The organism is Providencia sp. wls1943, from assembly GCF_009706275.1.
GTDB classification, from domain to species: domain Bacteria; phylum Pseudomonadota; class Gammaproteobacteria; order Enterobacterales; family Enterobacteriaceae; genus Providencia; species Providencia zhijiangensis.
In genome coordinates this window covers 170,644-184,274 of sequence record NZ_WLTU01000024.1, presented here as the reverse complement: position 1 = coordinate 184,274, position 13,631 = coordinate 170,644, and the positions used below count along the sequence as shown (strand labels likewise).

General features: G+C 44.9%; 16 protein-coding genes and 1 CRISPR repeat array (1 of these 17 running past the window's edge). Of the genes, 13 read left to right on the top strand and 3 right to left on the bottom strand.

Annotated elements, in window-relative coordinates:
• Nucleotides 1–4: 4 nt before the first annotated feature.
• The 3 genes from GKR48_RS13675 to fliE all read right to left on the bottom strand — a co-directional run bounded on the left by GKR48_RS13675 (nucleotide 5) and on the right by fliE (nucleotide 1,518).
• Nucleotides 5–418, bottom strand: coding sequence for a hypothetical protein (locus GKR48_RS13675; protein WP_154628473.1), 414 nt, complete (start codon nucleotides 416–418; stop codon nucleotides 5–7).
• A gap of 271 nt (nucleotides 419–689) precedes the next feature.
• Nucleotides 690–890: a hypothetical protein gene (locus GKR48_RS13670; RefSeq protein WP_006657533.1), complete on the bottom strand. Its 201-nt coding sequence runs from the start codon at nucleotides 888–890 to the stop codon at nucleotides 690–692.
• 316 nt (nucleotides 891–1,206) lie between these two features.
• Nucleotides 1,207–1,518: a flagellar hook-basal body complex protein FliE gene (fliE, locus tag GKR48_RS13665; protein WP_036951378.1), complete on the bottom strand. Its 312-nt coding sequence runs from the start codon at nucleotides 1,516–1,518 to the stop codon at nucleotides 1,207–1,209.
• 260 nt (nucleotides 1,519–1,778) lie between these two features.
• Between fliE and fliF the strand changes: the two genes are divergently transcribed.
• From fliF to fliR, 13 genes are all read left to right on the top strand, one after another.
• Nucleotides 1,779–3,470: a flagellar basal-body MS-ring/collar protein FliF gene (gene fliF, locus GKR48_RS13660; protein ID WP_132494667.1), complete on the top strand. Its 1,692-nt coding sequence runs from the start codon at nucleotides 1,779–1,781 to the stop codon at nucleotides 3,468–3,470.
• Nucleotides 3,467–4,459: a flagellar motor switch protein FliG gene (gene fliG / locus GKR48_RS13655; RefSeq protein WP_006657530.1), complete on the top strand. Its 993-nt coding sequence runs from the start codon at nucleotides 3,467–3,469 to the stop codon at nucleotides 4,457–4,459. The genes fliF and fliG overlap by 4 nt, the downstream gene beginning before the upstream one ends.
• Entirely contained in the window at nucleotides 4,452–5,183 is a 732-nt protein-coding gene (gene fliH / locus GKR48_RS13650) for a flagellar assembly protein FliH (protein ID WP_154628472.1), read from the top strand. Before fliG ends, fliH begins: the two co-directional genes overlap by 8 nt.
• The gene (gene fliI / locus GKR48_RS13645) at nucleotides 5,180–6,544 is read left to right on the top strand and encodes a flagellar protein export ATPase FliI (RefSeq protein ID WP_154628471.1); all 1,365 of its coding nucleotides are present in this window, start codon (nucleotides 5,180–5,182) and stop codon (nucleotides 6,542–6,544) included. The genes fliH and fliI overlap by 4 nt, the downstream gene beginning before the upstream one ends.
• Nucleotides 6,545–6,555: 11 nt before the next feature.
• On the top strand, nucleotides 6,556–6,999 hold the full coding sequence (gene fliJ / locus GKR48_RS13640) for a flagellar export protein FliJ (protein WP_154604154.1): 444 nt from the start codon (nucleotides 6,556–6,558) through the stop codon (nucleotides 6,997–6,999).
• The gene (locus tag GKR48_RS13635) at nucleotides 7,000–8,445 is read left to right on the top strand and encodes a flagellar hook-length control protein FliK (RefSeq protein ID WP_154628470.1); all 1,446 of its coding nucleotides are present in this window, start codon (nucleotides 7,000–7,002) and stop codon (nucleotides 8,443–8,445) included.
• Nucleotides 8,446–8,607: 162 nt separating this feature from the next.
• Nucleotides 8,608–9,093 (top strand): flagellar basal body-associated protein FliL, encoded by a 486-nt coding sequence (fliL, locus tag GKR48_RS13630; RefSeq protein ID WP_154628469.1) that lies wholly within the window; start codon nucleotides 8,608–8,610, stop codon nucleotides 9,091–9,093.
• 5 nt (nucleotides 9,094–9,098) lie between these two features.
• Nucleotides 9,099–10,106 carry a flagellar motor switch protein FliM gene (gene fliM, locus GKR48_RS13625; RefSeq protein WP_154628468.1) on the top strand — a complete coding sequence of 336 codons (1,008 nt, stop codon included), beginning with the start codon at nucleotides 9,099–9,101 and terminating at the stop codon, nucleotides 10,104–10,106.
• Nucleotides 10,099–10,515: a flagellar motor switch protein FliN gene (gene fliN / locus GKR48_RS13620; protein ID WP_036951399.1), complete on the top strand. Its 417-nt coding sequence runs from the start codon at nucleotides 10,099–10,101 to the stop codon at nucleotides 10,513–10,515. The genes fliM and fliN overlap by 8 nt, the downstream gene beginning before the upstream one ends.
• Before the next feature lie 2 nt (nucleotides 10,516–10,517).
• On the top strand, nucleotides 10,518–11,015 hold the full coding sequence (locus tag GKR48_RS13615; protein WP_154628467.1) for a FliO/MopB family protein: 498 nt from the start codon (nucleotides 10,518–10,520) through the stop codon (nucleotides 11,013–11,015).
• A 12-nt stretch (nucleotides 11,016–11,027) separates the two neighbouring features.
• Nucleotides 11,028–11,771, top strand: coding sequence for a flagellar type III secretion system pore protein FliP (gene fliP, locus GKR48_RS13610; protein WP_154628466.1), 744 nt, complete (start codon nucleotides 11,028–11,030; stop codon nucleotides 11,769–11,771).
• A gap of 8 nt (nucleotides 11,772–11,779) precedes the next feature.
• A complete protein-coding gene (gene fliQ / locus GKR48_RS13605) occupies nucleotides 11,780–12,049 on the top strand; it encodes a flagellar biosynthesis protein FliQ (RefSeq protein WP_006657520.1) in 270 nt (89 codons plus the stop codon).
• Between the two features lie 2 nt (nucleotides 12,050–12,051).
• Nucleotides 12,052–12,831, top strand: a complete 780-nt coding sequence (fliR, locus tag GKR48_RS13600) for a flagellar biosynthetic protein FliR (RefSeq protein WP_036951417.1) — start codon at nucleotides 12,052–12,054, stop codon at nucleotides 12,829–12,831.
• A 606-nt stretch (nucleotides 12,832–13,437) separates the two neighbouring features.
• Nucleotides 13,438–13,631: a CRISPR direct-repeat array (repeat unit 28 nt; unit sequence TTTCTAAGCTGCCTATGCGGCAGTGAAC); it runs 674 nt beyond the window's last position.

The following is a 13,631-nucleotide window of genomic DNA, read 5'->3' as shown; positions in this document are numbered from 1 at the left end:
AAAGTTAACTATGACAGCCACCTGATTCTGAAAATTTTATATATAACTTGAAGTTTTTAATTACATTAATAATAACAACGCCATTGTCCCAATATCGGATGTTACATTCATTCTTTCTGTACGATATCACTTTTCCTGTCGGTGTCTTAAAGTCTATATCCCAATAATCAGAATCACTTCCTGACATTATTTTATATATGAATTCACAACCAGAATCAGCCATTTCTAAATTTTGTAATCTATCAATTTTTTGCGTTGATTTCTTTCCTTTTAGCCCTGAATAATGACTTACCACAATAGCGTTAATTGTTTCTCCACTACTATTTAATATAAAGAACACTCCTTTTTTTGTAGTATCCTCATCACTTTCTTTATTAATATCATTATTCTCAAATTCTTTATTAATTTCATTAATCATAAAATATTCACTATTATTGAATTTATAAAATAAATGCTAATTTAGTATATTATCTATTTACCTCATATTGAATGTGAAATGGTTATATTAAAATTAGCAAGGAGTGATAATAATAGAATGGCTGATATTCAGAAATGTGAATAAAAATTATCAACAATAGAAAAACGCATGATAGCCTTAGGAAAACAGCAGAAAATAGAGGCAAGCTAAAAATCTATTCACTCAGCCCCATGATGGGCTGAGTGCTTTATACCCACTAAGTCAATACTGGTTATTTTTTACTAAATAAGAAGATACAAAGACCAAATAATGCAATGCATGCACTGCCTATAATGTAATTTCTGCGATCAAATGCCAACCCTATATCATTGATTATTTCACCATAAGCGGTTGGTATACTTGTATCCATATTAAAAGAAAGTATACCTACAACGATACCTAGAAATAAAAGAACGATGCCGAATGTTTTCATTTCATTCCTCCATATAATTAGTCATCTTAACTAATTGTAGTCTGATAATGAAAATAAAGGCGATACATACAGCACAACTAGGTGAGTTCGACCAACAAAAAATGCACCCAAATAGATGGACACGGGCGCTAACCCTGCATTTATTGTCAAGAAAATGGGATACACATCATCAAAGATGGATACATGGTGTAGATAGAGCGAGGATGACAGAAAATAACGTAAACTAAATTGCTATTTTGGGTAAAAATGCCCCATCACTGCCCCACAAAGGCAATGACAAGGCAGTTAATTCATAATATTCAAATAGATAAATACATTACACCGGCATTGACATAATCTCTTGGTACGCTGCCACCAGCTTATTACGCACCTGGATACCCATTTGCAGGCTCAGGCTAGCTTTTTGCATATCGACCATCACATCATTTAATGAAACATCAGGCTTACCGAGGGTGAAATCCTGCACTTTTTGCGCAGATTGCACGCGGGTTTCATTGATTTGGTTCACGGATGCCACTAAGTGATCGGCAAAACCCACCGGCTCGACAACGGGTTTGGTGTTATGTGCCGCTTGAGTTGCCACCACATTTAATTGGGAAACCACCCCTTCAATCGCTTGAATCGTCATTCTGTTCTCTTCAGTTAATCTCGGTTGAACGGTAAATTGAGCAAAAAATTGCCGTCACGAATTTTAGTTTGCCTACCCTACCACACCGTTTTTTACTTGAAGCCGATAAATAACACCAAAATTATAGGCTGATTCCGTCATTAGATTGCATCAAGACAATAAATAATAGCAGCGTAAAAAAATGAGGTTACGAAGAGGGAAATAAGATTGTTTCACCAAACGTATATTCATCCGTTTAGTTTGCATAGCAGGGAATATTTATGAGTACCGCATCTAAAGATACGGGGGAGGCCAAAAAAGGTTTTGCCTCACTGATCGAAAGCATCAAAGCCGACCCGAAAATACCGTTAATTATTGCCGGTGCTGCTGCGATATCTATTATTGTCGCCCTGCTCCTCTGGTTCCGTAGCCCTGACTATCGTGTGCTGCTGAGTAACCTTAGCGCAAAAGATGGTGGCGATATTGTCGGTCAATTGACCCAGATGAACGTCCCTTATCAAATCGCGGATAACGGCAGCGCTATTCTTGTGCCTGCCGATAAAGTCCATGAATTACGTTTGAAACTGGCGCAATCAGGTCTACCGAAAGGCGGAAATACCGGTTTTGAACTGCTTGATAAAGAACAATTTGGTATCAGCCAATTTAGCGAGCAAATCAACTACCAGCGCGCCCTTGAAGGAGAATTGTCTCGTACCATCGAATCTCTCAGCCCAGTTCAAAGCGCTCGAGTCCATTTAGCTATCCCTAAACCAACCTTATTCGTCCGTGAACAAAAACTGCCGACCGCCTCGGTCACTGTCGGTTTATTACCGGGCAGAATGTTAGATGAAGGGCAAATTAGCGCTATCGTCCACATGGTTTCAAGCAGCGTGACCGGCTTAACCGCCGCCAACGTGATCATTGTCGATCAAACGGGTCGCCTGCTGACCAACAACGACAACAGCCAGCAATCTGCCAACAGCGCACAAATCAAAATGACCAAAGAGATGGAAGCCCATCTTAAAGAGCGCATTGAAGATATTCTGTCGCCATTAGTCGGTCGTGCCAATATTCACGCGCAAGTCACCGCGCAAATGGATTTTTCAAAAGTTGAACAGACTTCTGAAGAGTACAAACCAAACCAAACCCCTGATGCGGCTGCGGTTCGTTCTCGCCAGAACAGCGAAAGCCTGCAAAACAGTAACGGTGGCCCAAGTGGCGTACCGGGCGCATTATCGAACCAACCGGTAAGCGCACCGAGCGCACCGATTGATGCTAATAAAGAAAGTACCGATGGGAAAACTGCTGGGAATACCCGTAATGGCACCCTCAATACCCAGCGTGATGAAACCACAAACTACGAAGTGGATCGCAAAATCAGTCACACACAGCGCCAAATTGGTGTCGTTGACCGACTGTCTGTTGCGGTGATCGTCAATTACCAATCCCAAGAAGGTGAGAAAGGCCCAGAAATGAAGCCGCTCCCACCAGAAATGTTGCAACAAATTGATGCACTGACCCGTGAAGCAATGGGCTATTCCGCGCAGCGTGGCGACTCAATCAACATTACGAACTCCCTATTTACTGACGATACGCCAGTGGTTGAAGAGCCTTCGTTGTTGAATAACCCGCAAGTGATTGGCCAAGCGTTAGATTACGGCAAAATCTTGCTAATCGCGTTGATTGCTTGGTTTATGTGGCGCTTCGGTATCAAACCTCAGTGGGTGAAATATCGCAAAACCCAACAAGCGCAAATCGATGCTGAAATGTCCATTGCTAATGCATCCCAAGTCAAAGCGCCGTTCGTGGTGGAAGAAGAAATTAGTGAAGATATGGACGAGAAAACCCGTCGCCGTCTTACTCGTCAACGTGTTAGCGCTGAAATTCAAAGCCAGCGTATTCGTGAAATGGCAGAGAAAGACCCACAAGTCGTGGCAATGGTTATCCGTCAGTGGTTAGGAAAATCCCAATGAATTTAACTGGAACAGAAAAAAGCGCCGTAATGTTGATGACACTCGGCGAAGATCAGGCGGCGGAAGTGTTTAAGCACCTGAATCCCAAAGAAGTTCAGCAGTTGAGTATGGCGGTGTCCAACATGCGCCAAATCTCCAACAACGAACTGGCGGAAGTGCTCACCGAGTTTGAAGAGTCGGCAATTCAGTTTGCCGCCTTAAATATCAATACCAACGACTACCTGCGTTCGGTATTGGTCAAAGCCCTTGGGGAAGAGCGTGCTGCCAGCCTGTTGGAAGATATTTTCGAGAAACAAGAGACCACCTCTGGTATCGAAAGCCTCAATTATATGGAGCCACAAACGGTTGCCGATATTATTCGTGACGAACATCCACAGATCATCGCTACAATTTTGGTTCACTTAAAACGCAACTTAGCGGCCGATGTTTTAGAACTGTTCGAAGAGCGCCAACGTAACGACATTATGCTGCGTATTGCAACATTTGGTGGCGTTCAGCCAGCCGCATTAGCCGAGCTGACCGAAGTGCTGAACAACCTGCTGGACGGTCAGAACCTCAAGCGCAGCAAAATGGGTGGCATAAGAACCGCGGCAGAAATTATCAACCTGATGAAAAATCAGCAAGAAGAAAGCGTTATCGATGCCATGCGTGATTACGATGGTGAGCTGGCTCAGCGCATTATCGACGAAATGTTCCTGTTCGAAAACCTTATCGAAGTGGACAACCGCAGCATTCAACGCATTCTGCAAGACGTATCTACCGACTCGCTGGTTATTGCCCTCAAAGGCAGCAACCAAGCACTGCGCGACCATTTCCTCAACAATATGGCAGCGCGTGCAGCCGAGATTGTTCGCGACGATCTGGAATCTCGAGCACCAGTCCGTATGTCACAAGTGGAAACCGAACAGAAGGCTATTCTGATGATTGTTCGCCGTTTAATGGAAAAAGGCGAAATCGCGATTGGTGGTGGAGACGACGTGTATGTCTAATACATCCAAAAATAATCAGCAGTGGCAGCCTTGGCAGTTACGGGAACTTAATCAATGGGATCTGAATTCATCGGCTATCCCGCCGTTGAATGAAGTTCCTGAACCGAACACGCCGAAAGTCCCCTGCTTAGAGCCAAAAGAAGTGCTCGAGCAGATAAACCTGCTGGATAACATCAAAGAGGATGCCCAGAAAACGGGCTTCCAACAAGGCTTTGAAAAAGGTCAAAAAGAGGGTTATCAAGCTGGTTTTACGGAAGGTTTACGTTCTGGTGAGCAGCAAGGGAGCGAGCAAGCCCTCGCCCTTCAGCAACCCGTGATTGAAACATGGCAAAAACTGTTATCAGAATTTCACTATTCGCTGGATACCTTTGACACGGTCGTCACTACCAAATTACTGCAAATCGCGCTAACCGCTGCGAAACAAGTGTTGGGGCAATCTACCGTGTGTGATGGTACCGCGCTGCTAGAAGAAATTAGCCATTTAATGCAACAAAAACCAATATTTGCGAGCCAGCCTGAACTGCATGTGAACCCGAATCATGTGGCGCTTATCGAACAACACTTAGGCTCATTGTTAGACTTGAATGGCTGGCGCTTAGTCGCTGACCCAAGCCTGCATATGGGTGGCTGTCGCGTGGTCGCTGAAGATGGTGAAATTGATATGACGGTCGCCACTCGCTGGCAAGAATTATGCCGTCTATATGCACCGGAGAGCTTGTCATGACTGCGAGACTCGGCCGTTGGATAGCGTCTCTTGATGACTTAGAGTCACGCATGAAAGGCATTCCGATGGTTCGCCGCTATGGACGTTTGACCAAAATTACCGGTCTCGTGATGGAAGCCGAAGGCATTAAAATGCCTTTAGGCGCCACCTGCTATATCGAACGTATAATTAATGGTGGCACTGACGAAGTTGTCTGCGAAGTGGTTGGCTTTAACGGACCTCGCATGTTGTTGATGCCGCTCTCCGACCTCGAAGGTATTTCCCCTGGTGCGCGCGTGTATGCGCAGACTTCTGGGGATGACGGGCAAACGAGTCGCCTGCTCCCGCTCGGCAATGAGTTACTTGGGCGCGTATTAGATGCCCAAGGGACTCCGCTGGATGGCAAAGGACCGTTGGAAACCAAACAACGTGCGCCGCTGATCACGCCTTCCATCAACCCGCTGGAGCGTACGCCAATCCACGATATTTTAGATGTGGGCGTACGAGCAATTAACTCGCTGTTAACTGTCGGTCGTGGTCAACGTATGGGGCTATTTGCAGGTTCCGGCGTCGGTAAAAGCGTGCTACTTGGCATGATGGCGCGTTTCACTCAAGCAGACATTATCGTTGTCGGGCTGATCGGTGAGCGTGGGCGCGAAGTTAAAGACTTTATTGAAAATATCTTAGGTGCTGAAGGGCTACACCGTGCCGTTGTCGTTGCCGCGCCTGCGGATGTTTCGCCGTTACTACGGATGCAAGGCGCATCTTACGCTACCCGCATCGCGGAATATTTCCGTGACCAAGGCAAAAGCGTATTGCTGATCATGGATTCACTCACACGCTACAGTATGGCACAGCGTGAAATTGCGCTTGCCGTTGGTGAACCCCCAGCAACCAAAGGCTATCCACCGTCTGTTTTTGCGAAATTACCTGCCCTTGTTGAGCGTGCGGGTAATGGGAAAAACGGCGGCTCGATTACCGCCTTTTATACCGTGTTGACTGAAGGGGATGACCAACAAGACCCAATTGCAGACTCCGCGCGCGCTATTTTAGATGGACATATTGTTCTGTCACGTTCATTGGCAGAATCTGGGCACTACCCTGCCATTGATATTGAAGCGTCCATTAGCCGTGCCATGACGGAGCTTATCGCCAAAGAACATTATCGTAAGATCCAGCGCTTTAAACAGCTCACCTCCAGCTATCAACGCAACCGTGACCTGATTAATGTCGGCGCTTATGCCATGGGCAGCGATCCAATGCTCGATACCGCAATTCAGTATTACCCAAGAATGTCGAAGTTTTTACAGCAAGATATTGATGAACGTTGTGATTATCAAACCGCTTGTGAACAACTGGCTCATGTTGTTCCCAATGAATAACGAGGAATGCGATGTCCAATAGTCATGCATTAGCGACCTTACTGAGCTTAGCAGAAGATGCCTCAGAGGAAGCGGCTAAAGTCCTTGCTCAAGTTCGCCAAACGCACACACAAATGGCGGAGCAGTTGCACATGTTGGAAAACTATCAGTCGGAATATCGGCAGAAATTAAACCAAACATTGCACACGGGTATGGACTCGGACAAATGGCAGAACTATCAGCAATTTCTTGTGACTTTAGAACTGACTATCGAGCAGCAACAACAGCAATTAACACTCTGGGAACAGCGCGTCAGTGACGCCAATCGTCATTGGCAAGAAAAACAGCAACGCGTCAATGCGTTCGATACCCTGATCCAGCGTGCTGAACACACGCAAAACCAACGTCAAAATCGCTTAGAGCAAAAGCAGATGGATGAATTTGCTCAACGCGCGACTTTACGGAGAACCCAATAAATGGACGTCAATGCAAACCTGTTGCCGGTCACCCCTACCGCTAACACCGCGAAGGAACAGCCGCGAGACAAGCAAATTGATGAAAACCAAGCGCCTGCCGTCCCTTTTCAGGCCATGCTTGAAAACCAGCAATCGCCAGAAAAAAACGGCGATAGCGCCCCTGTGCTCAATGGCAGTGCTAACGAAACGCCTTTGAACCAACAGATCAGTGAGCAAAAACAATCTGATGCAGCTACAGCCAACTCAGAAAAATCCACTAACGCGCCATTAGCAACGGACAAAATCGCAACCACAGAAAATCAGTTAGCTGAAAAAGAATCCATTCAAAATCAGTTAGCTCAAAAACAACAAGCTGAAAATACCTTAGCACAGCTGAATTTCCGTCGTGATCTTAATGCACAATCACCACTGCAAGCGGAGCTATTAACAGGTAAACAAGGCGATGAACAAGCCTTAATCAGCCAATTAAAACAAGCGATGGATGAGCGTATTCAAGCAGCTGCTAACCCGCAAACCAGCGCGGAGAAACCCTCTGCAACTCCGTTCACACAAACGCTGCAACAACTGACGGATGTGGCACGTAACGTAACGCCATTTGATGATAAAACCTTGGCTGGAGCGCAATTGCAGCTCACCGGGGAAGCCGATGAACCGACGCTCGCTTTAATGGGCAAAAAAGAAGTGGGTGAACGTCGCGATCAGGCTCTATTTGCGTTGGATAATCCACGCGCAATCCCAACGAAAGATCTGAATCAAGATGCGCTATCGCTGGGTAAAAAAGCTCCAAGCACAGAATCTCTGTCACAAATCGCCAATGCGACAGCTGAAAATACCCAGAATCTGCAAAATAGCGCTAAAGGGGCTTTTAGTGTTCAAGCTGAAAGCGGCGCATTTAGCAACACCGCAACACCGACGGTAACCCATGTTGCAGGCATTATGGCAACACCATCTGCCACACCAATGCCAACAGCAACACCTGCGATGCCAACGCCAACCATGAACTTTGCTGTGCCGTTTGGTACTGAAGCTTGGCAGCAACAACTTAGCCAGCAAATGCTGTTTTTCTCTCGCCAAGGGGTTTCTCAAGCGCAAATTCGCTTACATCCTGAAGAGTTAGGTTCCCTCAATGTGCATTTGCGTATCGAAGATAATCAAGCCGTGATGCACTTTGTTTCTCCACATAGCCATGTTCGTGCTGCGATGGAAAGCATGATGCCAGTCCTGCGCAGTGCATTGCAGGAAAGTGGTATTCATTTAGCTCAAGGCTCCGTGGGGCAAGATAATTTTAGCGGTCAATCAAACGCTGATCAGCAATCTCGCCAACATGATGGGCAAATTCAGCCAACCCATTCATCAATGGGCGCGGTGGGCATCAGTGAATCTCATGCCAGCGTGAGTGGAGTTAAATTGCCAACACATCAAGGCGGAATTAACACCTTTGCCTAAGAAATAATCTAATGGCGGTAATTTCAAGTCTAAAGCGTCGAGTTACCGCCTTTTTGTTTCGTTTTTCACTCCTTTAACTCTTCCCAATCTAGGGATAATGCTAGAGATCATAAAGTATAAAACTCCGTATGGGTTTGGCATTTACAACAGGAATTTTGCAACATGTCGTCTTCACGCAATCAATCTAAACGTTCGAACAAAGGGTTAATTTTGCTGTTTGCCCTCATTGCCTTAGCCGGTGCAGGTTTCGGTGGTTACAGCTGGTGGACGACAAAACAAGAGGCGCAGGAGACTGCAAATGGGGAAGAAAAACGCCCAAATATGCCTCAACCGATTTTTATGGAGTTAGAACCGTTTACCGTTAACCTACCAGGGGTAAACAATGCGGCAGATCGCGTGCTCTATATCCACATCACCTTACGTCTAGCGAATGAAAAGTCGCGTAAGCAGCTTCATGAATACCTACCAGAAGTACGTAGCCGCCTACTGTTATTGCTGTCAGAACAGCAATCTAAAAATATGGGTACTAACGAGGGTAAGTTGCAATTAATGAAAGATATTAAAGGGACACTTACCCCTACCCTGATCCCAGGTGATCCTGATCAGGATATTTCAGACGTGTTATTTACTACTTTTATTCTGCGGTAAGACCCATGAGCGATAATATTTTATCTCAGGCTGAAATTGATGCGCTACTCAATGATGATGCGCCATCAAGTAACCAGCCATCAACGGATCTCCAAGACAAAGACAATGTTCGCCCTTATGACCCGAATACCCAACGTCGGGTATTTCGTGAACGTATGCAGTCCTTGGAAATTATTAATGAGCGTTTTGCCCGTCAGTTCCGTATGGGGTTATTTAACATGTTGCGCCGCAGCCCGGATATTACGGTTGGCGCCATCAAAATCGAACCTTATCATGAATTTGCGCGTAACTTGCCAGTTCCAACCAACCTGAACTTGATCCACATGCCACCGCTTCGTGGTACCGCACTGTTCACTTTCGAACCTGCGTTAGTGTACATCGCCGTGGATAACCTGTTTGGGGGAGATGGTCGATTCCCTGTTCGTTCGGAAGGTAAAGAGTTTACCAATACAGAACAACGCATTATCAACCGTATGCTGAAGCTGGCTTTAGGCGCTTACCGTGATGCGTGGAAGCCGATTGCGGACGTTGAAGTCGAGTATGTGCGCTCTGAAATCCAAGTTAAATTCACCAACATCACCACTTCCCCGAACGATATCGTGGTTACGACCCCGTTCTTAGTGGAAATTGGTAATACCGTCGGTGAGTTCAGTATCTGTATTCCTATTGCCATGATTGAGCCATTGCGTGAGCGGTTAATTAACCCACCAATGGAGCAAGGGCATCAAGAAAATGAAGCGTGGGTAACCAATTTAGTCACGCAAGTAAAACGTTCAGAACTTGAACTGATTGCCAATTTGGTTGAGATCCCGCTGCGTATTTCTCGTTTACTGCAATTGCAAAAAGGGGATGTCCTCCCTATCGAGAAACCTGACCGTCTTATCGTCAATGTTGATGGCGTACCCGTATTAACCAGTCAATACGGTACCCAAAATGGCCAGTATGCGCTGCGTGTGGAACATTTGATTAATCCTGTTTTAAACACTCTAGATGAGGAAAGTACCAATGAGTGAGGCGAAGAATTCTCTTGATGCATCAACCAACCACAATGAAGAGGATCTGTGGGCTGAGGCGCTGGAACAGCAAAAACAAGCGGAATCCGCCTCCGCAGGTATGCAAAATTTCGATAATTTCGACGGACAAAACCCGTTAAATCAGTTATCTGATGTCGATATGATCATGGATATTCCTGTTCGCCTATCGGTGGAACTGGGTCGCACTAAAATGACGATTAAAAAATTACTGAGCCTGTCTCAAGGTTCGGTGGTTTCTTTAGATGGTTTAGCAGGCGAACCACTGGATATTTTGATCAACGGTTATTTAATTGCTCAAGGTGAAGTGGTCGTGGTGTCTGACAATTATGGTATTCGTATCACTGACATCATCACGCCATCAGAACGTATGCGCCGCTTGAGCCGCTAGAAATGCCTGACGAAACAGCGGTATCTTTACAAACCGAGGTGTCCTTGCAGACACCACCTTCACAAATTGATTCGGCGCACACTCAAAAACCTTTTTTGACCAGCACCGTCAACAGCGAAGGTCACTCCGCACAAGCTATCAACCAAAATGATAGCTTAGCGCAGATTTCAGGCGCACTTGGTGGGATTATTTTACTGATCTTGCTGGGTGCGTGGCTGTTTAAAACGTTTGGGTTTGGACGTAATCCACTTGTTAAGCAGCAACTGATTAATGTGAAAGGTCGTTGTACTCTCGGTGGCAAAGAGCGCGTTGTCGTGGTGGAAGTGAATAACGAATATTTAGTGCTGGGCGTCACATCACAATTCGTGAATTTGCTGCACCAGTACCCTGCACCATTGGAAAACGATGTAGTGAACTTTGCCTCTGAACCGTTAACGTTTCAGTCGATTTTCAAGAAAAAACAGGATGCTGCTAACGCTGTGGCACCTGAAAAACAGTAACCGGAAGCGCCTATGTCACCTTTAAAATCTGCTGCCATTATCAGCGCTCTGTTACTTGTTCTGCCACAATCTGCCTCTGCGGCATTACCTGCCGTGATCAGCCATACATTAGCCGATGGTGGTCAATCTTGGTCGTTACCCGTTCAAACTTTGCTGTTTTTAACCTTGCTGGGTTTTATCCCCGCAATGTTGCTGATGATGACCAGTTTTACCCGTATTATCATCGTATTAGGGTTACTCCGTAACGCCCTTGGTACACCGTCTGCGCCACCAAACCAAGTATTACTGGGCTTAGCTTTATTTTTAACATTCTTTGTGATGTCCCCAGTTGCCGACCAAGTTTATCGGGAGGCGTATCAGCCTTTTAGCGAAGATAAAATTAGCCTAGAAACTGCATTAGAAAAAGGCACAGCGCCACTGCGTACCTTTATGCTAGGGCAAACCCGTGAATCTGATTTAGCGCTCTTTGCCCGCATCGCCAAAGTGGGTGATATCCAAGAAGCCAAAGATGTGCCGATGCGTATTTTAATTCCGGCGTTTATTACCAGTGAATTAAAAACCGCGTTCCAGATTGGTTTTACTATCTTTATTCCATTTTTGATTATCGACTTAGTGGTTGCCAGCGTATTGATGGCGCTGGGGATGATGATGGTGCCACCTGCGACGGTTTCCTTGCCATTTAAGTTAATGCTATTTGTGTTAGTCGATGGCTGGCAGTTGCTACTCGGTTCCCTTTCCCAAAGCTTTTTTAATTAGGAGCACATATGACACCTGAATCTGTAATGGCAATGGGAACAGAAGCGATGAAAATCGCATTGATGCTGGCGGCGCCTTTGCTGTTAGCCGCACTGGCAGCGGGTTTGATTATCAGCTTGCTGCAAGCAGCGACCCAAGTTAACGAAATGACCTTATCGTTTATTCCTAAGATTTTATCGGTGATTTCGGTATTAATCATCGCAGGACCATGGATGCTGAACCTGCTTACGGACTATATCCGCACGTTATTTAGTAACTTACCGTTTATCATTGGCTGATCATGTTAACCATTACCAGCGAAACGCTCACGCTATGGTTAAGCCAAGGTTTTTATCCTTTTGTTCGCCTATTAGCCCTGTTTGGTACTGCCCCGTTTTTTAATGAAAAACAAGCTATCAGTAAGGTACGTATCGCCCTCGCCTTTTTCACTGTTTTAGTCATTTCCCCACAATTACCTGTCGCAACTATCCCTCTATTTTCAGCTATGGGATTATGGGTCTGTGTTCAACAAATTGTGATTGGTGCTGCCATGGGATTGACCATGCAGATGGCTTTCGCCGCGGTACGTCATGCAGGGGAAGTGATTGGTTTACAAATGGGATTGTCATTCGCAACGTTCTTTGACCCGACCGGCGGCCCTAATATGCCGATCCTCGGACGAATTTTAAATTTAATCACGTTGCTGCTGTTTTTGTCGTTCGATGGGCATTTGTGGCTGATTTATATTCTGACGAACTCGTTTGAGCTGATCCCTATTCAAACCGCGCCCTTGCACCGCGATGGTTTTTGGGTGTTTTTACAATTTGCTAATACCATTTTTATCAATGGGTTAATGCTTGCCCTGCCGTTTATTACGCTGTTTTTAATTCTCAACTTGTCCCTCGGTATTCTAAACCGAATGACGCCGCAATTATCTGTGTTTGTGGTGGGCTTCCCTCTCACATTAACTATCGGTATCAGCATGTTGGGGCTGATTATTTCTATTCTTCCACGCTATACAGAACGCCTGATCCATCAAGCGTTTGAGCAGCTGTCGTTAATGTTTAATTTGTGGGTTTGATGTGAAGCAAAGGGTAAAAGGTGATACGCTACGCTTTACCCAAATTTATTATTTAACATACTATTAATTTGTTATAGATAGTCGTATCTTAAACCGACCTATGCAAAGCTCAAATTGCCACTGCATGGTTAAACCTCCTAAAAGTTTTATTAAATTTAATAACATCCTTTCCTCCATAGCCCACCTTGGTCTATTATTTACATTTATTAGTAATATTATTCAGGCTATATAGATAAAACTAGCTTTCTATAATCCCCCCCTTAACCTAAATGCTTTACCTCTTTGAGCAGGTAACGAACAAATACTAGCACACAAACTCATCATGTCAAAATTAATTAGTAATATTATTCAGGATTAAAATAAAAAGGCTACTTACTCGATGAAAAGTAAGTAGCCTTCATAAAGGTAGTGCTAATCTGCCTGCATGGCAGTGAACAATACTAATAATTAGTAATATTATTCATTTCTAAGCTGTCTAGATGACAGTCCTGATGAATGTAACCGCTTACCCATTAAAAATAAAGCAATAATTCAATACCTCCGAGATTATGACCGCTATATCTCAGCAATCTAAGTGTTCTAACAAACCTCAAAAAAAATCAGCAATTTCTAAGCTGCCTATGCGGCAGTGAACTAAAAGAAGCTCCTTTTTGTGGTAGCTTCTATTTTCTAAGCTGCCTATGCGGCAGTGAACTTTTCGTGAGCTAATGCAGATAAAATCCAGAGTTTCTAAGCTGCCTATGCGGCAGTGAACTTGAGTTAAATTTAATCACTCTATTTTGCAATTTTCTAAGCTGCCT

Excerpts from the sequence above, each read along its gene's own strand:
- fliN (WP_036951399.1), top strand. The coding sequence starts at position 10,099 with ATGAGTGAGGCGAAGAATTCTCTTGATGCATCAACCAACCACAATGAA.
- GKR48_RS13675 (WP_154628473.1), bottom strand. The coding sequence starts at position 418 with ATGATTAATGAAATTAATAAAGAATTTGAGAATAATGATATTAATAAA.
- fliF (WP_132494667.1), top strand. The coding sequence starts at position 1,779 with ATGAGTACCGCATCTAAAGATACGGGGGAGGCCAAAAAAGGTTTTGCC.
- fliR (WP_036951417.1), top strand. The coding sequence starts at position 12,052 with ATGTTAACCATTACCAGCGAAACGCTCACGCTATGGTTAAGCCAAGGT.
- GKR48_RS13670 (WP_006657533.1), bottom strand. The coding sequence starts at position 890 with ATGAAAACATTCGGCATCGTTCTTTTATTTCTAGGTATCGTTGTAGGT.
- fliH (WP_154628472.1), top strand. The coding sequence starts at position 4,452 with ATGTCTAATACATCCAAAAATAATCAGCAGTGGCAGCCTTGGCAGTTA.
- fliG (WP_006657530.1), top strand. The coding sequence starts at position 3,467 with ATGAATTTAACTGGAACAGAAAAAAGCGCCGTAATGTTGATGACACTC.
- fliQ (WP_006657520.1), top strand. The coding sequence starts at position 11,780 with ATGACACCTGAATCTGTAATGGCAATGGGAACAGAAGCGATGAAAATC.
- fliL (WP_154628469.1), top strand. The coding sequence starts at position 8,608 with ATGTCGTCTTCACGCAATCAATCTAAACGTTCGAACAAAGGGTTAATT.
- fliI (WP_154628471.1), top strand. The coding sequence starts at position 5,180 with ATGACTGCGAGACTCGGCCGTTGGATAGCGTCTCTTGATGACTTAGAG.
- fliE (WP_036951378.1), bottom strand. The coding sequence starts at position 1,518 with ATGACGATTCAAGCGATTGAAGGGGTGGTTTCCCAATTAAATGTGGTG.
- fliM (WP_154628468.1), top strand. The coding sequence starts at position 9,099 with ATGAGCGATAATATTTTATCTCAGGCTGAAATTGATGCGCTACTCAAT.
- fliP (WP_154628466.1), top strand. The coding sequence starts at position 11,028 with ATGTCACCTTTAAAATCTGCTGCCATTATCAGCGCTCTGTTACTTGTT.
- GKR48_RS13615 (WP_154628467.1), top strand. The coding sequence starts at position 10,518 with ATGCCTGACGAAACAGCGGTATCTTTACAAACCGAGGTGTCCTTGCAG.
- GKR48_RS13635 (WP_154628470.1), top strand. The coding sequence starts at position 7,000 with ATGGACGTCAATGCAAACCTGTTGCCGGTCACCCCTACCGCTAACACC.
- fliJ (WP_154604154.1), top strand. The coding sequence starts at position 6,556 with ATGTCCAATAGTCATGCATTAGCGACCTTACTGAGCTTAGCAGAAGAT.